The organism is Luteibacter sp. 621 (genome assembly GCF_050435445.1).
Classification (GTDB): Bacteria; Pseudomonadota; Gammaproteobacteria; order Xanthomonadales; family Rhodanobacteraceae; genus Luteibacter.
This window is the reverse complement of record NZ_JBNDKI010000014.1, coordinates 1-18,444: the sequence shown is the minus strand read 5'-3', so window position 1 is coordinate 18,444 and position 18,444 is coordinate 1. Positions and strand designations below refer to the sequence as shown.

The 18,444-nt window shown below is 63.9% G+C and carries 18 protein-coding genes; 5 read left to right on the top strand and 13 right to left on the bottom strand.

The genetic code is table 11. The features are described from left to right. Positions 1 to 74 precede the first annotated feature (74 nt). Genes ABIE56_RS15070 through ABIE56_RS15050 form a run of 5 tightly spaced genes read right to left on the bottom strand, consistent with a single transcriptional unit; the run spans position 75 to position 4,537 of the window. Entirely contained in the window at positions 75 to 1,220 is a 1,146-nt protein-coding gene (locus tag ABIE56_RS15070) for a hypothetical protein (protein WP_429244603.1), read from the bottom strand. A 12-nt stretch (positions 1,221 to 1,232) separates the two neighbouring features. Further along, on the bottom strand, positions 1,233 to 2,291 hold the full coding sequence (locus ABIE56_RS15065; protein ID WP_429244602.1) for a haloacid dehalogenase-like hydrolase: 1,059 nt from the start codon (positions 2,289 to 2,291) through the stop codon (positions 1,233 to 1,235). 21 nt (positions 2,292 to 2,312) lie between these two features. Continuing rightward, positions 2,313 to 2,888, bottom strand: coding sequence for a hypothetical protein (locus tag ABIE56_RS15060; RefSeq protein WP_429244601.1), 576 nt, complete (start codon positions 2,886 to 2,888; stop codon positions 2,313 to 2,315). 21 nt (positions 2,889 to 2,909) lie between these two features. Beyond that, positions 2,910 to 3,584 carry a response regulator gene (locus ABIE56_RS15055; protein WP_429244600.1) on the bottom strand — a complete coding sequence of 225 codons (675 nt, stop codon included), beginning with the start codon at positions 3,582 to 3,584 and terminating at the stop codon, positions 2,910 to 2,912. A gap of 11 nt (positions 3,585 to 3,595) precedes the next feature. Continuing rightward, positions 3,596 to 4,537: a SphA family protein gene (locus ABIE56_RS15050; protein ID WP_429244599.1), complete on the bottom strand. Its 942-nt coding sequence runs from the start codon at positions 4,535 to 4,537 to the stop codon at positions 3,596 to 3,598. Between the two features lie 266 nt (positions 4,538 to 4,803). Here ABIE56_RS15050 and ABIE56_RS15045 point away from each other — a divergent pair, with 266 nt between their 5' ends. Genes ABIE56_RS15045 through ABIE56_RS15035 form a run of 3 tightly spaced genes read left to right on the top strand, consistent with a single transcriptional unit; the run spans position 4,804 to position 6,869 of the window. Then, positions 4,804 to 5,196 carry a DUF1622 domain-containing protein gene (locus tag ABIE56_RS15045; RefSeq protein ID WP_429244598.1) on the top strand — a complete coding sequence of 131 codons (393 nt, stop codon included), beginning with the start codon at positions 4,804 to 4,806 and terminating at the stop codon, positions 5,194 to 5,196. A gap of 9 nt (positions 5,197 to 5,205) precedes the next feature. Continuing rightward, entirely contained in the window at positions 5,206 to 6,186 is a 981-nt protein-coding gene (locus ABIE56_RS15040) for a formylglycine-generating enzyme family protein (protein ID WP_429244597.1), read from the top strand. Further along, a complete protein-coding gene (locus ABIE56_RS15035; protein ID WP_429244596.1) occupies positions 6,183 to 6,869 on the top strand; it encodes a MarC family protein in 687 nt (228 codons plus the stop codon). The genes ABIE56_RS15040 and ABIE56_RS15035 overlap by 4 nt, the downstream gene beginning before the upstream one ends. Before the next feature lie 84 nt (positions 6,870 to 6,953). Here ABIE56_RS15035 and ABIE56_RS15030 read toward each other — a convergent pair whose 3' ends face one another. Together ABIE56_RS15030 and ABIE56_RS15025 are read right to left on the bottom strand one after the other, a co-directional pair. Continuing rightward, positions 6,954 to 8,051 carry an OmpA family protein gene (locus ABIE56_RS15030; protein WP_429244595.1) on the bottom strand — a complete coding sequence of 366 codons (1,098 nt, stop codon included), beginning with the start codon at positions 8,049 to 8,051 and terminating at the stop codon, positions 6,954 to 6,956. 198 nt (positions 8,052 to 8,249) lie between these two features. Continuing rightward, positions 8,250 to 9,701 carry a bifunctional 2-methylcitrate dehydratase/aconitate hydratase gene (locus ABIE56_RS15025; RefSeq protein ID WP_429244594.1) on the bottom strand — a complete coding sequence of 484 codons (1,452 nt, stop codon included), beginning with the start codon at positions 9,699 to 9,701 and terminating at the stop codon, positions 8,250 to 8,252. Positions 9,702 to 9,991: 290 nt separating this feature from the next. Here ABIE56_RS15025 and ABIE56_RS15020 point away from each other — a divergent pair, with 290 nt between their 5' ends. Next, positions 9,992 to 10,678 (top strand): TerC family protein, encoded by a 687-nt coding sequence (locus ABIE56_RS15020; RefSeq protein ID WP_429244593.1) that lies wholly within the window; start codon positions 9,992 to 9,994, stop codon positions 10,676 to 10,678. A 75-nt stretch (positions 10,679 to 10,753) separates the two neighbouring features. On the opposite strand, the gene ABIE56_RS15015 is transcribed toward ABIE56_RS15020, so the two are convergent. The 6 genes from ABIE56_RS15015 to ABIE56_RS14990 all read right to left on the bottom strand — a co-directional run bounded on the left by ABIE56_RS15015 (position 10,754) and on the right by ABIE56_RS14990 (position 15,922). Continuing rightward, positions 10,754 to 11,608 (bottom strand): outer membrane protein, encoded by an 855-nt coding sequence (locus tag ABIE56_RS15015; RefSeq protein ID WP_429244592.1) that lies wholly within the window; start codon positions 11,606 to 11,608, stop codon positions 10,754 to 10,756. Positions 11,609 to 11,865: 257 nt separating this feature from the next. Beyond that, the gene (locus ABIE56_RS15010; protein ID WP_429244591.1) at positions 11,866 to 13,266 is read right to left on the bottom strand and encodes a coiled-coil domain-containing protein; all 1,401 of its coding nucleotides are present in this window, start codon (positions 13,264 to 13,266) and stop codon (positions 11,866 to 11,868) included. Positions 13,267 to 13,269: 3 nt separating this feature from the next. After that, positions 13,270 to 13,857, bottom strand: coding sequence for a hypothetical protein (locus tag ABIE56_RS15005; RefSeq protein WP_429244590.1), 588 nt, complete (start codon positions 13,855 to 13,857; stop codon positions 13,270 to 13,272). Continuing rightward, a complete protein-coding gene (locus ABIE56_RS15000; RefSeq protein WP_429244589.1) occupies positions 13,854 to 14,537 on the bottom strand; it encodes a C39 family peptidase in 684 nt (227 codons plus the stop codon). Before ABIE56_RS15000 ends, ABIE56_RS15005 begins: the two co-directional genes overlap by 4 nt. After that, positions 14,537 to 14,902, bottom strand: a complete 366-nt coding sequence (locus ABIE56_RS14995) for a hypothetical protein (protein WP_429244588.1) — start codon at positions 14,900 to 14,902, stop codon at positions 14,537 to 14,539. Before ABIE56_RS14995 ends, ABIE56_RS15000 begins: the two co-directional genes overlap by 1 nt. A gap of 87 nt (positions 14,903 to 14,989) precedes the next feature. Then, positions 14,990 to 15,922, bottom strand: a complete 933-nt coding sequence (locus tag ABIE56_RS14990; RefSeq protein WP_429244587.1) for a hypothetical protein — start codon at positions 15,920 to 15,922, stop codon at positions 14,990 to 14,992. 322 nt (positions 15,923 to 16,244) lie between these two features. Between ABIE56_RS14990 and ABIE56_RS14985 the strand changes: the two genes are divergently transcribed. Then, a complete protein-coding gene (locus ABIE56_RS14985) occupies positions 16,245 to 18,263 on the top strand; it encodes an FAD-dependent oxidoreductase (protein WP_429244586.1) in 2,019 nt (672 codons plus the stop codon). Positions 18,264 to 18,444: the final 181 nt, after the last annotated feature.

Here is an 18,444-nt window from a genome sequence, read left to right as displayed (position 1 = left end):
CGGGATGTTTGCGCTAACCCGCGCGGTCGTAATCAGTAAAAAGGCCTACCGGGCATGCGCAGAATTGCCGAGTGCTAAACCAGCATGCCCACAATGTGATCCACGACCGCATGGAATGGAACGGCCGCGAGCCAAAGCGGTGCGAAAGGCAGCACGCTGGCCAGGGCAAGAGCGACCAGGGTGGGGTAATCCACCAACAGCAGCTTCATTTCGAACACGTTGACGGACAGTCCGTACAAGTCGGTCGTAGCGGAGAAGTCCGGGCGCTCCAGCACGCCGGGATCCACGGGCGTGCGACCGCCCAACCAGCGCTGCTCGAAAACCAGGCCCACGTTCCGGCACAGTTCGCCATACTCCAGCATGCCGTCGTGGCGTGCCGCGACCAGCACACGGGCGAACAGCAGCGGTGGGCTGGCAAACACGACGATGGCAAGGCCGGCGGTGATCAACGGCGTCGCCTCATGGCCCACCGCCGTCACACCTTCCAGCACCAGCGAGTGGCCCAGCGTCGCCGCGACCACCACCGCCAGCGGTATCACCACGGGGATGAACATGCGTGGCGAATCCGCAAGGAACCCCAGGCCCGCCGCGCCATCGGGGTGCGATGGCATGAGGACCAGCCCCGCGCGGGCGAGCCACCACAGTAGCCGCACCCATAATAACCAGCGCCACGCCCAACTCAGGATAAGGCCCAGCAGGATCGGCAGGCTCACCAACAGGTGCCACCAGCCGGCCAGTGAAAAGGCACCCGTGCTCGCCTGGCGCTGCCATGCCGCCCACTGCGGCCCCGGCAAAATGAAGTACATGGCCAGCATGCTCGCGTAGACGACGGCGGCTATGCCCAGCGCCGTCAGCGGGCCCGCGCTACGTTTACGCACGGCGGATGCCATATCCCGGTACGCCTCGCGCATGGAGGGCGGCAGTAGCGATGACTCCAGGAAATACCGGCCGAGCGCTTCAGCGCGCGGCAGTACGATGTAATCGGCAACGACCAGTAACGGCAGTGCCACCAGGTAGCGCACCTGTGCGGTGATATCGCGGAAAAACAGTGACGCGGCACCCGCCTGGGTGAGCACCAGCAAGGCGAGCGGCAGCCATGCCAGTGCAAACAGCAGGACGCAACGCCGGGCCGCCTCATGGCGATCCTCCACAGGGATAAGACGCGCACGCCGCAACAATTTGATGTGCGTGGCCTCGGCGAAGAGCAGTGTCGATGGCATGGTCCACTCCGCTCAGGGTGCAACGTTCGCGATATCGGCCGGCCCTTGCGGCGGCCCGGGCAGCTTGATCGAGGGATCGAACACGGTTTGCCAATCGTTCTTCATGCTCACGACGTGGAAGTGGTAGCGCGCCGCGGCGGCGAGCGATTCGCCGCCCTTTTCCGCGTAGGCGAACTCGCGCCCCGCATCGTCATGGTTGATCAGTAGCGCAAACGACGGGCCGCCACGGTCCATGGCGTAGCGCATCATGGCGACATCACCCACGCCGCCGACGTTTCCCCCGACGAACACGGGGCGGCGCCCGACCGCAAGGTGGATGACCGGCGGCTTGCCTTCGCGATCGGTCACATGCTCGACCTTGCCCGTGTACGCGAGCACCAGCTTGCCATCGCGCTCCTCCACGTGGGTTTGCAGCGCGCTGCCCATCACCCGCTCGGGCGGAATGCCAAACACCTCCTTCGACATACCCCGCGTGTAAGCCAGCGGCGAGCCGCTGCATATCCACGTCTGGAATCCATTGGCTTCCAGGTAACGCAGCAGCTCCAGCATGGGCCGGTACGCCAGGCGGGAGTACGGCACCTGATAACGCGCGTTCGGCAGGCTGCGTTCTTCACGCGCCATGTCCGCCGCGACCTGGTCGGCGTCGCGGCCGTCGATGGCGGCGGCCACCACCTGGGCCAGGCCGGTTTCGCCCTGGGCAAGCACGGCGTGCACATCGCCACGGAGCAGCGCCGCCACCGCGGGCTGCTCACCCAGGTCCGGATGTTTCGCGACCGCCGCCTTGACGTCGGCTACCACCGGCAGCACCGCGCCCGGTAGCGGGCGCTCGGTCATGAGCGTGCCATCCATGTCGAACACAGCCACCCGCGCTTCGGGCGGAATGTAGCCTTGCCCATCCTGCTGGGTCGCGGCCGTGACAAAGGCGACGATCGCACTACGGGTCGGGCCATCGCTCCACGAAGGCAGGACCTCGGCGGCCGGATCGACATGCGCGCGGCCGGTCGTCGCCAGCGCAACCAGTGCAACGGTCGATGCCAACGTGTGACGCCATTCCCAACGGTAACCAAGCATGTGGGATGCCTCCGTGGCGGATCAGCGAATGATGCCGTCCGCTTTCATCTTCGGGATGAGCGTGGCGGAGAGCTGTTGGGTGGTACGCGGGATATCGCTGCTGAGCACGCCGCGCGTCGTCACGGTCCACACCAGCTTCTCGGTGCGTGGATCCCACACGCTGGTCTCAAGCGTCACCAGGGTGGTCTGGGTGACCTCGGGTGTGCTGGCCCACGCACCGCCGTACCAGCCATAGAACCCACCGTAACCCGGCCCGGTCGGCGTCACGTTGATCCGATCCTCCACACGCTGCACACGCGTCACCAGCACCGCATCGCTACCCGTGCTTTTCACGACATCGCCGAGCTTTGCCGAGCCGCCATCTCCCGGCGGGATCGACGCGTAGCTTGCCGATGCGCGAACGCCTGCTGCCGTCAGGTCGCGTACGAAGGTGTCTTCAAACAGCCGCCGGGTGGTGTCACTGCGGGATACACCGATGACCAGCACGTTCGTTGCCGGCGGCCCTGACCAGCTGGGGTCCTTCCATTGGTTGGTCACGCTGACGGAAGCGCATGAGGCGACCAGCAGTACGGTGGCGGCGGAGAGCAACGCTTTCATGGGAACGTCCTCGTCGAGGGGTCAGCTACTGCTACTGGAAGGCGGCCCCGGCGAGATCTCGCTTATAAGGCCGACGCGTATGGCTTCGCGCACCAGGGCAACACCACTGTGCACATGGAAAAGATCGAGCAGCGACTGGCGGTGGCTTTCGACGGTGCGCACGGAGATCGCCAGATCGGCGGCGATCTCGCTGGCACGCATGCCCCTGGCCATGCGCTCGAGCACCTGGCGCTGGCGCGGTGTAAGGCGCTGCGCCGGCGCCGGCGCATTCAATAGCGCGGCCATGAGGCCCGGGCTTGCGTAACGCAGGCCGCGCGCCACTTCGCCGACGGCATCGAGCAGTTCGTTGCGGGGCGATTGCTTCTGGACATAGGCCCACGCGCCAGATTGCATGGCGTCCTGCACGATCAACGGCTCTTCGTGCGCCGACAGCACGATGAAGCGAATGCCGCCGCGCATCTGCAGGCGGCGTAGCGGCTCCAGGCCGGGCATGTCAGGCAGGTCGATATCACCCACCACGATGTCGCCGCTTTCCACGATCTCGAACAGCCGCTCCGCCGAGTGCACGACCTTCACGGTCAACACGTGTGGCTCGAGCAATGCCGCCACGCCTTCGGCCACCATGCGGTGGTGGTCGGCCACCACGACATGGACCGGAAGGCGTTCGTGCTCAGCGGGGCCCATACGAGTCGTCACGCAAAGGCAGGTCAGAACGCAAAGGCGACGTTGAGGACAAGCGGCTCACCTTCGAGCCGGTTCTTCACGTCGAACTCCTTCACCCAGCGCAGGGTGAAATCAATGCTGCTCTCCTTGCTGAAGGATTTTTTGTAGGCGATGGCGGGGCCCACGCCCATCGAGTGTCCCGAGAAGCCACCGAGCCGATCGGCGGTCGGGCCATCGTCGTCCTCGAGCTGCTGGATCCAGCCCGCGACTGCGCCAAATCCCCACCCGGACGGTGTACGTTGCATGAGCATCAGGTCGAGGCGGAACACCGAGCCGTTCTGGTAATCGGTGGCGTGGTTCTTCGAATAGAAATCCACCCCGGCGAGGCCGCTGAATTCGAGCGTGCCCTTGTTGAACAGGTGGGTATAGCCCACGGCCGGCGAATAGGTCCACACGTTGAGACCCTTGTTCGCCAGGCGCCCTTTCTGGTAATCGGCGGTGGGCGCGTACACATACACGCCGAACGACCAGTGCTCCACTTCACTGACGTGGTAGCTGGCGATCACGGGGGCGAAGTACAGGTCGAACAGGCCGGATGCGCGATCATTCACCGTACGCTGCGCCTCCCCTACGGCAAGCGATGCCCGCGCCGTGGGCCGGATATACGGCACCGTGATCATGCTGGCGAAATTCCAGCGCCCCTTGCCGGTATCCCAGATGTACGCGAAGGTCGCGGCGAACAGATCGATTTTTGCGTGCAGGTCCAGGGCGGCCGTGCCGGCGATCGGCACTTGCCTGCTATGGCCTATATCGCCGTCGTAGTTGATGTAGCTGACGGATACGTTGAGGCCCGGTGTTGGCGGGATGATCCCGACATAGGGCGTGATCTGCGAGCCCGTGATGGACCGGCCCATAGCCCCTTCGGTGGCATGGACGCTGCCCAACCCAAGGCACGCGATCAGTGCGCAAGCGAATCGACCCTTCATGATGGCATTCCGCACGGGATGGCAAGTTCTTGCAGAGTGCGGTTCGCGCATCACGGCGTTAAGCGAATTTCCACCCAGTAACCGTAGGTAAAACTACGCTGCGCGGAGAGGGCGATAGCCGCCGCCCGTGTCCACGCTTGCGCCCCGGCGTGGCCTTCTCCGTAGATCTACTCAAGGGCATGCCGTAGATCCTCGGTCGCGACCCTTCGGTACCCGCCGCACCATGCCTTTGAATCTTTCCCGCCGCGCGATCGAGGGGCACTGGCATGGATTTCACCGAACAAGCCCACGCGTGGATCGAAATGGCTGCGTTGGGTGTCGAGCTGCTGGCAACGGTCCTGATCATCGTGGCCATCCTCGCCGCCACGGCCATGTACCTGGTCACGCTGTTCCGCGAGGGCCTGGATCATCCCAACGAGTACAACCAGTACAAGCAACGCCTTGGCCGGGCATTGCTGCTGTGCCTGGAGATCCTCGTGGCAGCGGATATCGTCCGCACCATCGCACTCGACAGCACGCTGATCAGCGTGGTCGCCCTGGGCCTGCTCGTCGTCGTTCGCACCTTCCTCAGCTGGTCGCTGATCCTGGAAGTAGAGGGCCGCTGGCCCTGGAAGAGCGAGCCGGATGACGCCCCTAAAACCCCGCCCCACCCACCCTGAGGACCACCCATGACCCTTATGCTCCCGGCCCGCCCCCTCGACCACGGTACGCGCCACGAGGGCATGGTGCGGATGGAAGGCGGAACCTACCGGATGGGTTCGGAGAACTTCTACCCGGAGGAACGCCCCGTGCACCGCGTGCGCGTGGATCCTTTCCTGATCGATCGCACACCCGTGACCAACGCGCAGTTCGCCCGTTTCATCGACGCAACGGGCCACATCACGGTCGCGGAGATCGCACCGCGCGCCGAGGACTACCCCGGTGCGCTATCGGAAATGCTCCAGCCCGCGTCGCTGGTATTCGTCAAACCCGATGGGCCGGTACCGATGCAACTGGGCCATTGGTGGCGCTACGTATTCGGTGCCGATTGGCGGCACCCCACCGGCCCGGGCAGTAGCCTGGACGGCCTGGATGATCATCCTGTCGTGCACGTGGCGGCAGCCGATGCGGAAGCCTACGCCCACTGGGCCGGCAAGCGCCTGCCCACTGAAGCGGAGTGGGAATACGCCGCACGCGGCGGGCTGGATGGCGAGGATTACGCATGGGGCGACGCCCTCGCGCCCGATGGCGCGCTGCTCGCCAACTACTGGCAGGGCCGTTTTCCGTACGAGAACACGCTCGACGACGGCTATGAGCGCACTTCGCCGGTAGGCGCCTACCCGGCGAACGGGTACGGGCTCATGGACATGATCGGCAATACCTGGGAGTGGACAGCCGACTGGTACAGCGCCCGGCATGCTGATGAAGTAGCCCGCGCCTGCTGCGTGCCCGCGAACCCACGGGGCGGTTGCATGGAAAACAGCCATGACCCGCGCCCGGGCGAGCTGGTGATTCCACGCCGCGTGCTCAAGGGCGGCTCGCATCTGTGCGCGCCCAACTATTGCCAGCGTTACCGGCCCGCCGCGCGCTATCCGCACCCGGTCGATACCTCCACCAGCCATGTCGGTTTCCGTTGCGTGGCTGATATGCCCAACGGCGAAAGCCCATGAGTGCGCTTGCCTTCCTCCAGGGTGCGATCGTTGTGCCGGACGGTGCGCCGCAACCGATGCTCAACCTCATGCAGGTGTTCGTCCTGCTGTTCGTTGTGATGGGGCCGCCATTGAAAACGCCGCTGGTGTACTACGCGCGCATGCTGCCGTACGACCACCCCACCCGGCGAAGCCTCGCCTGCAAAAGTGCCGCGCTGGCAGCCGTCGCGATACTCATTGGTGGCTTCCTCGGCCTGTCGCTACAGCACAACTGGCAGATATCGCCGGCGGCCATGCTGTTCGCGGGCGGCATCATCTTCCTCATCGTGTCGTTGCGCACGGTACTTGAGCAGTACAGCGCACCCGCCCATCCGCAACCGGTGCCGCCCGGCACGGTGCCTGAGAAGCCCGCCTTGCCTACCGCGTTTGAACTGGCGGTGCCCATGATCGTGACGCCTTACGGGCTTGCCGGCCTGATCATCCTGCTGGGCTCCAGCCACTCCTTGGAACGCACGCTGGCTATCGTAGCCCTGGTGCTGCTGGTGGTTTTCCTGCACCTGCTGGCGATGCTGTTTGCCGGCCCCATCGTGCGCGGCATCGGGCCCATGCCGTTCCGGCTGTTCGGCGTGGTGATCGGCTCGCTGACCGTCGGCTTGTCGATACAGATGCTGATCCTGGCGTTCCACACGGCCATGAACCCGTAGCGCCACACGCCAGCGCCTCATGGGCACAAAAAAAGAGCCCGGCTTTCGCCGGGCTCCTTTTTGTTGCTACCGATCAGGACCGGATTACTGCTGAACCTGCAGTTCCGTGCGACGGTTACGAGCGCGGCCTTCGGCCGTGTCGTTGGTGTCGATCGGGTTGTTCTCGCCGTGGCCGATCGGGCCTTCCAGGCGATCGGCAGTGATGCCGTGCGAGGTCAGGTAATCGAACACGATCTTGGCGCGACGCTCGGAGAGCGACTGGTTGTAAGCATCCTTACCGACGCTATCCGTGTAACCGGCAACCGTGACCTTGACCTGCGGGTAACGCTGCAGGGTGTCGACAGCCTGGTCGAGGACGCCCAGCGATTCGCTGGTCGGCTCCTGCAGGGTCGGGCCAATGTTCGTCTCGCCCTTCTTCGGACGGTCGAACTTGAAGTTGACGCCGCGCAGGTCGATGACGACCTTCTGCGGGCAACCATCCGGGCCGACGATGGTGCCAGCCGGGGTGGCCGGGCACTTGTCGTCGCAATCGTTCACACCGTCGCCATCGCTGTCGAGGGTGGAGCAATCCGGAGCAGCCGGGGCCGGAGCAGCGGCCGGAGCCGGAGCAGCCGGCGGCTCGCCGAAGCGCGAAACGATCGAGAAGCCGAGGAACCAGTCGCCGTAGCCGTTCTCGCTGTCCTGCGACTTGTCGTCGAAGTCATAGCGGTAACCGGCTTCAACGCGGAAGTCCGAGCTGTCGGTGATGGTCTTGGACACGCCAACGCCCAGTTCGGCAGCCGGCGACCAGCCGTTGTCGGACGGGTTGTGGTGGTACGAGCCCATCACGCCAGCGAGCAGGTACGGACGCCAGCTGTCCCACGCACCAGCGTAGAAGCGAGCGGCAACGCCGTAGCTGTTGTTCGACCAGTGGCCGGTACCATCGTTATCGCGCTTGGTGCGATCAGCGAAGATATCGATCGACGCGTTGCTGGAGATGAACTTACCAACGCCGAGGCCGTAGTAGACCTGGCGGCTGTTGGTGTTGCGGTCGGTGTCGTTGTAGTAACCGCCAACCGTCGGGGCGATGTACCAGCGGCCGTCATAGCCGTTACCCGCGGTGTCAGCGGACTCCTGCGCGTGAACGGCACCCACGCCGCCCAGGGCCAAGCCGATCAGCAAAAACAAGCCCTTACGTTTCATCGGTGTCTCCTCATTATTGGTATTCGCGTCCGCGCTCCACCCCAGACGGAAATCGCGCGTCAAAACTCTTGTCGAATCCGGGGACTTCTGCTGTCCCTCGCTTTTGTTACCCCTTCAACGGGCGGCGGCAGTTTAGCAAAAATCCAACAATTGAGCGCATGCCGCCGCCAGCCGTTCATACTTGAGTCACGGCCATTATCAAGCCGTGAAGAGCGTCATGAACTCGTGAATGGGCATGGCATCGAGTTTTTCGGGGTTCTGGGTGACGCTCAGAACCTTCTCAACCCGCTCCGCCGGCCACTCGGCGCGGAGGGCGGACTCGAATTTCTTGAGCAGAACCGGAATGCCCTCGGCCCGGCGATTACGGTGCCCGATCGGGTAATCGATCGAGATTTTTTGCGTGCTCGTGCCGTCCTTGAAGAAAACCTGCACCGAATTGCCGATGTAACGCTTTTCGGGGTCGAAATAATCCTTGGTGAACTGCGGATTTTCGACCACCGTCATTTTGTCGCGGAGCGCGTCGATACGCGGATCGGCGGCAATATTGTCATTGTAATCATCGGCCGTGAGACGGCCAAAGATCAGGGGCACGGCCACCATGTACTGGATGCAGTGGTCGCGATCGGCGTAGTTGGCCAGCGGGCCGGTCTTGTCGATGATGCGGACGCCGGCTTCCTGGGTCTCGATCACCACCTTCTCCACCTCGTCCACCCGCGAGCCGACCTCGGCGTGGAGCTTCATGGCGCATTCCACGGCCGTCTGGGCGTGGAATTCAGCCGGGAAGCTGATCTTGAACAGCACGTTTTCCATCACGTAGCTGCCGAACGGGCGCTCGAACTCGAACGCATTGCCCTTGAAGGCCACGTCGTAATAGCCCCAGGTCTTGGCCGACAGGGCCGAGGGGTAGCCGACCACGTTGCGGTAAACCGCATTGATGGCGTGGGTGACGGCACGGCGGCAGGCGTCGCCGGCGGCCCAGCTCTTGCGCGGACCGGTGTTCGGGGCGTGGCGGTAGGTACGCAGCGCGCCGTTATCGATCCAGCTGTGCGAGACCGCGGTGGTGATCTGCTCCTTGTTGCCGCCCAGCATGGCCGTGGTGACCGCCGTGGAGGCCAGGCGGACCAGGATGACGTGGTCCTGGCCGACGCGGTTGTAGCTGTTCTTGAGGGCGTAGCAGCCCTGGATCTCGTGGGCCTTGATGGCGTAGCCGAGCACATCGCGCACGGTGAGGGCCTTGCCGCCCTCCTTCACCGCCTTGCGCGACAGGTAATCGGCGACCGACAGGATGGCGCCCAGGTTATCCGAGGGGTGGCCCCATTCGGCGGCCAGCCAGGTGTCGTTGAAGTCGAGGTAGCGGACCTGGGTGCCAATGGCGAAGGCCGCCTGGACCGGATCCAGGACGTGCGAGGTGAACGGCACGCGCACGCCATCTTCCATGGTGATACCCGGCACGATGGGGCCCAGGTGCTTCACGCAGTCCGGGAACTTCATGGCCAGCGCCGAGCACGCCAGCGAATCGAGCAGCATGTAGCGCGCGGTGTCGTAGGCCTCCTGCGAGTCGATCTGGTAATCGGCCACGTAGTTGGCAATGTCCACCATCGGCTGGTCCGGGTCGGGACGCGTGGCGGAACGGATATCGTGTGCGCTCATGGGCTTCACTCGCGAGGGGGTGGTTGGGAAAGCCGGTGATTTTAACCGGTCACCCCCCGGGGGTGTCTTGCCGCGCCGCAGCTGAAACGGGAGAATGGCCCCACTACAACCCAAAAGGGAGTAGTTCCGCGGGGCAGTTCGGCCCCGTGCGCGACGTATCGTCAATACGGGTGCCACAGCACCCCGGGCGTCGCGGCGGCCAGCGCCGGGAACGAGACTTTTGTGGTGACGACGGGCGCGCGTACCCGTCGCCGCCGCATTGGTCCGCCCACACGCGCTAAGGCAGCCCCATGGATTTCCTCACCCCTGAATTCTTCTCCGGCCTCGCGGCCATCATCCTGCTGGACCTGGTGCTGGCGGGCGATAACGCCATCGTCATTGCCCTGGCGGCTCGCAACCTTCCCCGCGACCTGCAGAAGAAAGCCGTCTTCTGGGGCACCTTCGGCGCGGTGGCCATCCGCATCCTGCTGACCTTCGCCGTGATCTGGCTGCTGAAACTGCCCGGCCTGATGCTGGCGGGTGGCCTGCTGCTCATCCCCATCGCGTGGAAGCTGCTCAAGCACGAAGACCACGATCCGGATATCGCCCCGGCGAAGGGCTTCTGGGCCGCCATACGGACCATCGTGGTGGCCGATGCCCTGATGGGCCTGGATAACGTCCTCGCGATCGCCGGAGCCGCCAAGGGTCACATGGTGCTGGTGGTGCTTGGCCTCGCCATCAGCGTGCCGCTGGTGGTGTGGGGCTCCACGCTCATCCTGCGCCTGATCGAGCGCTTCCCCATCGTGATCTACGTGGGTGCCGCTGCCATCGCCTGGACCGCCGCACGCATGATCGCCCACGACCACCTGCTGGCCCCGTGGTTCGACGCCCGCCCGTGGGCGCCCTGGACGCTCGATGCGGTGCTCGTGGTGGGTGTCATCGCCCTGGGTTGGTTCTCGCAGCGCAAACGCCCGGCCGCGCTTTCCGAGCGCGCATAAAAAAGGCCGCCCGTGGGCGGCCTCGGATTCCCCCCGGCAAGGCGGCAGGCCATGGGCCCGCCGCCAACCGGCTGGTCAGAACCGGAAGCGTACGTACGCGGCCGGTCCGTTGAGCTTCATGTCCAGGTCCAGATCGTAGCGACTCTTGTCCTGGTGCAGTTTGATGCGGGTATACGCGTATTCGGCGCCGAAGCCGACGTTCTGCCACGGGAACCATTCCAGGCCGATCGCCGTATCGTAGATATGGCCGTTGAGCTGGCCACCGTTCTTCTTCACGCCCGAGGCATTGATGTACATGCGCCACTGATCGTTGAACGCGTGGCGCCAGCCGAGCTGCAGGTTGGGCGCCCACGCATCGAGATCGGTGGACGAGCTCTGAGATTGCGTCTGGCCCAGCGCGGTCAGCGACGCATCGATGCTGCCACGCACCTTGTAGTACGCGGCACCCAGGCCGACGCCGAACACGTCATCACCCGTGCCGAACCACCACTTGTATGCCGCGCTGCCGAAGCTGAACTTCAGGTCACCCTTGGCGAACGCCGAGGCGGTAACCGGCTGGCCAAGGACATTCACCGACTCGTCGAACGTCTTTGAGTGCGAGCGATCGACCTCGTACCAGTCGAATGCAAAGCCCTGGTGCTCGCCGATCAGGAAATCCAGGCGAACACGCGGCACGGTCTTGTGCTTCTTGAAGTCGAGATCCTTCTCGAGGTTCACATCACCACTGCTGTTCAGGATCGGCGTTTGCCCGCCGAGCGTGGTGTCGTTGTTGGTGTAGTAGCCGCCCACCCAGACACTGATGTTGTCGAGCGCGGGGGACTGGGACTTCTTCGTGCTGTCCTGCGCATGCGCGGCAACACCGAAGAAGGCGAACGATGCAAGTGCGAGGCCCGTGGCGGCCTTGCCGTAACGGAAATTGCGAATGCGCATGTTAAGAAAAACTCCCTGCAGCTTTTATAGTCGTTAAGTAAAACCCCCGTTTGAAATCTTAACGACGCCTTGTGTGTGCAGAGCGTGCATGGGAACTCTCGGATGTTTGAAACGTGTTCATCATCACAACAATCAACATGCGGTGAAAGAGCATCGCCGACAGGGCCGGACTCACCAGACAAAAAGGCCAGGATGCGAGGATCCTGGCCCTTCTGCATGCTCCCCTGGTGAGAGCGACCCTGTCGGCGATGCTCTGCCTACAAGGTAATCGGCACACGCACGGTCACGGTGGTGTCAGGTGTGTCGCGCGTCACACCCACGCCTAGCGTGATGTTCATCGTTTCTTTGTCGTTGAATCGATAGGAACCACCGATCAGAAGCGAGCCGAGTGTTGAGCGTGCAGAACCGGCAAGCGGATGACCGTTTTGTTGCGTGCGACCTACGAAGGCCTGGTCGTAGCCAATACTGATGGACGCCTTCTCGTTCAGGGACAGGCCCATGCCGATACTTATGTCGGCAATATCACCCGCCTTGATGTCACCGAGGAACTGCTTGCCTGAACCAAGTACGTTGCGGCTTACATCTTTGCGTTCAAAATTATGCAGGTAACTGAAGTTGCCGAAGAACACGACCGGATCCGACGGATATAGCCAGGTGAGACCCAACTGCGCCGAATAGAAGCCCGAGCCCGTGGGGCTCTTAAGAGGAAGGCCCGTACCTGTCACGTTCTCAAGGCAACGCGTCACGCAATCACTGGTGACCTCGAACGGATCCTCGCCGGTGCGGGATTTCGCGCGGAACCAGCCGATGTAATACGGCTTGTCGGCACCGCCGTCGTTGATCTGATAACGCAGCGTCGCCTCAACGTCGCCAAGGCCCTTGCCGCTCGTAGTGAACAGGTTGTCCTGCGCCGTCCCCGTGAAGATTTCGCGGCTGATAGTGTCGGTGTGCGTATCCACATAGGGGACGCGTACTTCCAGTTCCATGCGGTTGGTAAGGCCGTAGCGGAACGCCACCGCACCGGTCTGCGTCGTCGTCTTGACCTGGCGCACGTCTACCAGACCTATCAGGATGGCCGGAATGACCGTGTAACCTACCAGCGCCACGCGATCGCTCGACGAATACCCGTATTGGTACGATGGTTCGACAATTAGCTTGTTGCGAGGCGTCAGCACGCCCGGCTGGTCGAAGATGGGCGCCACTTCCGGCGGCCGTTCGTCCTCCTCCGGACGCTTGCCCACCGGCTGCGTGGCCGCGACCGGCTGCGACGTCGGCGCATTAGGTGCGCCTGGCGCTGGCGTGCCCGGGGGCACCTGGTCTTGTGGCGGGGCGGCGCTTTGCGCGCCAGCGACCGCGGGCGATCCCGTGGCGCGCGCCTCCTCCAGCGCTGTCATGCCTACGGCTTTGCGCAGGTCGTTATAAGCGATCTCCTGCGACGCAAGCTCACGCTTCATCTGCTCAAGTTCGGCGAGTTGCTCCGCCATCCGGCTTCGCATCGCGTCGATCTTGCGGCCCTGCGCCTCGATCTTCTCGCGTAGTGCGGGATCCACCGTCGCGGATTCCTGCGCGAGGCATGCACCGATCCACATGGGTAAGACCGCGAGCGATAGCGCGCCCACGCATGCCTTTGCCTGCATCACCCTGCCATTGCGATACATGCGTTAGTTCCCCCGGAACTGGATCACCGCATCCTTTATCGATTCGTCGATGCGCATGTTTTGCAACATCTGCGAGGTATTTACGGAGGCGTCGATCTTGGTGGTGGCCGTGATGGCCTGGTTATCCAGGGAGTTCTGCACCACCAGCCCGGGTGAAAGGCCCGAAGGCGATGTCACGCTAGTAAGGGATGACGGCAACAGGGCTGCCTGGCTGTTGGAACTGGCGACGGTTATGGCCGGTATGGCCTGGCTACCGTTGGCAACCGCGTCAGTACTGATGCCACCGGCACTGCCCGCGTTGTTCGAAACAATAGTGGTGGCCATCAATGCCCGGAGTGCGCTGGCTTGGTCGGCCGTGATCTTCGCGACATCGGGGATGTTGATGGATTGCCGGATCGCCTCTACGCCGTTGATCATTACCGTGCGTTCCAGCCCGAGCGATGCCTGCAACGAGCCAACATCAAAGCCGCCGCGGATGGCATCCAACCGCGAATCCGGCACGGCATAGTTAACGGGGAAGTCGGCTGCGTGCGCACTTCCGCACGCAGCCATGGCGATCGCCGTGGCGATCAGGAATCTTCGGGCGTTCATATATCCCCCGGTCCGCGTTTAGGCATGACGATGGGCCCCAGGCTATTGCGTTCGATTCCCTCGGAAATCGGCGCCGCCGGGGCGACGGCCCAATCGCGTGGACTATTGAAGATGGCGCGGTCGCGCTCGTTATGAATCACAAAGACAATGTGGTTTTTCCACATGTCATCAAAGCGCCTTTTGGACATGGATCGAGTACCACGGGCGGGATCGCCGATCAGCACACGATCGTTCTTGTAGCCCTTTACGACGACGAAGTGGTGATAGCCCCGCTCATTGATGAGGACGATTGCGGGAATACCCTCTTCATCCAGCTTTTCCAGTGGCACGTCGAAGCCATCTGCCTGGAAACCGCGCGAAGCCAGGAACCGTTTGATATCCAGCAACGAGAACCCTTCGTGCGCGATCTTTTTGCGATCGCCGTTCGCATACATCATGTCGAACGCCGACTGCTCGTCGATCGGGTAGGCATATTGATAGGTAAGCAACGTGGCAACTGCGGCGGAGCCACAGCTGAAGTCGTATTTCTGCCGAATGGTGTTGCGGAACCGGGCCTCCTTGAGGCTGGTCATCTTTATCGGGTATGACACGCTGGGGCTGGTCTGCACCTCGGCCTTGCCAGCGATGGCGAGTGGACTCGCCAGGGCAAGTGCGACAGCGAGGACGCAGGCTGCCTTCATCACTGCATCCTTACCGTCACGATCGTGTTGTTCTGGATGAGGACGTTGTTCCCCGAGTTCTGGATACCGGTGATGATCCCGGTCCCGCTCAGGGCCGCATCGCCCATGTTGTTGGCGCCGTTGCCGATACTGAAGTTTGTGTTGTTATCGACGGTGCCATTGCTTTCCTGCTTGGTGAGATTGTTGTTGGTGACGTGGGTATCCGTCCCGCCCGTCATGTCCTGCAATTGATCCACGGGGGTGGCGGCGCCGAACGACGGCGGCGGCTGGTCACCCGGCGGCGTCGCATGCACCGCGCAGGCAGCAGCCGCAGTAACCAGGCATACCAGTGCGATATAAGCGGCGTGGGGTCGGAACATCAGCATGGGTGTGCTCCTGAGGTGGGGATCCCCTTCGTGTGCCACGAGGCGCCGTTAGCGCCTCGTGGCTCCTTTATGCGACGTACTAACCGTTTATGGGCCGACGCTTAGGTTCGCCTGGACGTTCACGGCCTGCTGGATCAACGCATTCGCACCGGAGCTCTGTGCAAGGTTCAGCACGCCCGCCGCACCGGACGCTGACGCGTTCATGGTGTTGGACATGTTGAAGTCGCCCGTGGTTACGGCGTTCGAGCCGCCCATGCCACCGCTACCGCCACTGCCACCGGCATTCGCGCCGCCTTCACCCGCGCCGCCCGCACCTGCGGAGCCGCCTGCGCCTGCGGTTGCCGACGCCATGCCGCCTGCGCCACCCGTTGCTGCGCCACCGGCCGATGTCGGCGAGGAATCGCCTGAAGCGGTCGAGCCGCCCGTGCTGGCGGATGCGCCACCGGTGCTAGCCGTGGAGCCGCCCGTTGACGTATCAGCACCGCGGCCGTTCGCACGCGAGCTGGCATTGCCGCGTCCGGCGTTGCCGCCATCGCCGTTGGTGTTGCCGCCATCAGCGTAACTGGAGCCCAGTGATCCGCCGTTGGAACTGTCAGCATCGCCACCCACCGCGCCGCGCGCCGTCGCGCGTCCGCCATTACCGCCATCACCGCCGCTGCCGCCGCGGCCGTTGGCACCCCAGGCGTCGCCGCCCGATGCGCCCCGTCCACCATTCGCATTACCGGTATTCGAGGCAATGTTGCCGAAGTTGTAAGTCTCGTTGCCCGATACCGCGCCGTTCAGCGTGACATCGTTTACCGCATTACTGGTGCTGGTGTTGAACGAGCTGGTAGCGGTGTAGTTGCTGGTATTCGTGTTCGTGTTCGTCGAGCTGTCGTTGTTGCTATCGGTCCAGGCCTTGGCGACCGAGTGGCGCTGTGCCGAAGGACCTGCGCCTCCGGTCTGGGTATCGTCGGCCATGGCCGGCAGCGCGAATCCGATGGCGAGGCAGATCGCCGAAGCGATGAGGGTCTTACGCATGGGAGAGTCTCCTGTGAGCGAGCGACGTGAACCCCTGTTTCTTTCCGGAAACCCAGACGTCCTGCCAACGTGCCGGGTCACTGGAGGGAGCAAGTTGCGTGCCTTCGGTCTTTCAGGGGGCGAGATCGCGCCGCAGCGCGGTTTGCGCGGTTTTCGCAAACTGAATGGATCGGTGCCCTTGTAAAGGGCCTGATACACGCCGTAACGCCCTTGGGGCGGCGGTCTCGCTGGCTGTCGCGGCAGCCTTTGCTGCGCCAGCCCTTGCCCTGCGGGCCGCCAACCCGGATGATTCGAACGATCGTTTGAACCGGAGCCGCCGCCCGTGTCCTACCCGCACCTCCTCGCCCCGCTCGACCTCGGTTTCACCACCCTGCGCAACCGCGTGCTCATGGGTTCGATGCATACCGGGCTGGAGGACAAGGCGGCCGATTTCGACAAGCTCGCTGCCTACTTCGCCGAGCGCGCGGCGGGCGGCGTCGGCCTGATCGTCACCGGCGGCATCGCGCCCAACCTGCGCGGCTGGCTGAAGCCGATGTCCGGCACGCTGGCCATGCCCTGGCAGGTGGCCCGCCACCGCAAGGTCACCCGGGCGGTGCATGCCGAGGGCGGCAAGATCTGCATGCAGATCCTCCACGCCGGCCGTTATGGCTACCACCCGCTATCGGTCGCGCCCTCGGCCATCAAATCCCCGATCACGCCGTTCACGCCGCGGGCCCTGAGCGCTGGCGGGGTTGAACGCACGATCAAGGCGTTCGTGCGCAGCGCGAAGCTAGCCCGCGACGCTGGCTACGACGGCGTCGAGGTGATGGGTTCCGAGGGTTACCTCATCAACCAGTTCCTTACCACGCGCACCAACCAGCGCAAGGACAAATGGGGCGGCAGCGCGGAGAACCGCATGCGCTTCCCCATCGAGATCGTGCGGCGCATGCGCGAGGCGGTGGGCAAGGACTTCATCATCATCTACCGCCTGTCCATGCTCGATCTGGTGGATAACGCCCAGCCGTGGGATGACATTGTCACCCTGGGCCAGAAGATCGAAGCCGCGGGTGCGACGATCATCAACACCGGCATCGGCTGGCATGAAGCGCGCGTGCCCACCATCGTCACCAGCGTGCCGCGCGGCGCCTTCACCTGGGTGACCCAGCGCATGAAGGGCAACGTGGGTATCCCGCTGGTCACCACGAACCGCATCAACATGCCGGACGTGGCCGAACGCATCCTGGCCAACGGCGATGCCGACATGGTCTCCATGGCCCGGCCGTTGCTGGCCGATCCGGAGTGGGTGAACAAAGCCGCGGCGAACAAGGCGGTCTCGATCAACACCTGCATCGCCTGCAACCAGGCGTGCCTGGATCATGTGTTCGCCAACCGCAAGGCCTCGTGCCTGGTAAACCCGCGCGCATGTAACGAAACCGAGCTGAAGATCCTGCCCACGTCGACGAAAAAGCGCGTGGCCGTGATCGGCGCAGGCCCCGCCGGGCTCGCCGCTGCAACCACACTCGCCGAGCGCGGCCATGCCGTGACCCTGTTCGATCGCGCTACGGAAATCGGCGGCCAGTTCAACATGGCCAAGCGGATTCCGGGCAAGGAAGAATTCCACGAGACGCTGCGCTACTTCGGCCACCGCCTGGATACGACGGGCGTGGAACAGCGCCTGGGTACCGAGGCGTCCGTGGAATCGCTGGCCGGTGGTGGCTTCGATACGGTGCTGTTGGCAACGGGCGTCATGCCACGTGGGTTAGGCATCGAGGGTGCCTCGCATCCGAAGGTGCTGTCGTACCTGGATGTCCTGCAGGGCAATAAGCCGGTGGGCGCGAAGGTGGCGATCATCGGCGCAGGTGGCATTGGTTTCGATGTGGCGGAATTCCTGACCGAAGCAGCACCCTCCCCCACCACCGACGTGGCGCGCTGGTCGAAGGAATGGGGTGTGGACATGACGATGGCGACGCCGGGCGGCCTGATGCCGGCAACGCCTGAAAAGCCGGAGCGCCAGGTGTGGTTGCTGCAGCGTACGGAGGGCCGCCCGGGCGGGCGCCTGAATAAGACCTCGGGCTGGGTGCATCGTGCGACGCTGAAGAACAAGAAGGTGCAGATGTTCGGCGGCGTGTCGTATGAGCGCATCGATGACGAGGGCCTGCATGTGACGCTGGCGGGTGAGAAGCATGTGTTGCCGGTGGATAACGTGATCGTGTGCGCGGGTCAGGAGCCGAACCGTGCGTTGCACGATGGCCTGGTGGCGCGTGGCGTTGATGTGCGCCTGATCGGCGGCGCGGATGTGGCGGCCGAGCTGGATGCGAAGCGCGCGATCGACCAGGCAACGCGCCTCGCTGCGGCACTCTGACAAAGGGCTCGCCTTCGGCATCGCTCTGGGGGCTCGGCTTTGCCATCGCCTTGTACACTTGAGCGTATGGGCGGAGAGCCCTCGGTGCCCTGTCGTGGTCAAGTCTTTCTAGACACCCGATAGGGTGGTTTATCGCGCCGCCTGTAGCTCGTGGATGGCTGGCGGGACCTGTCCGTTGGTC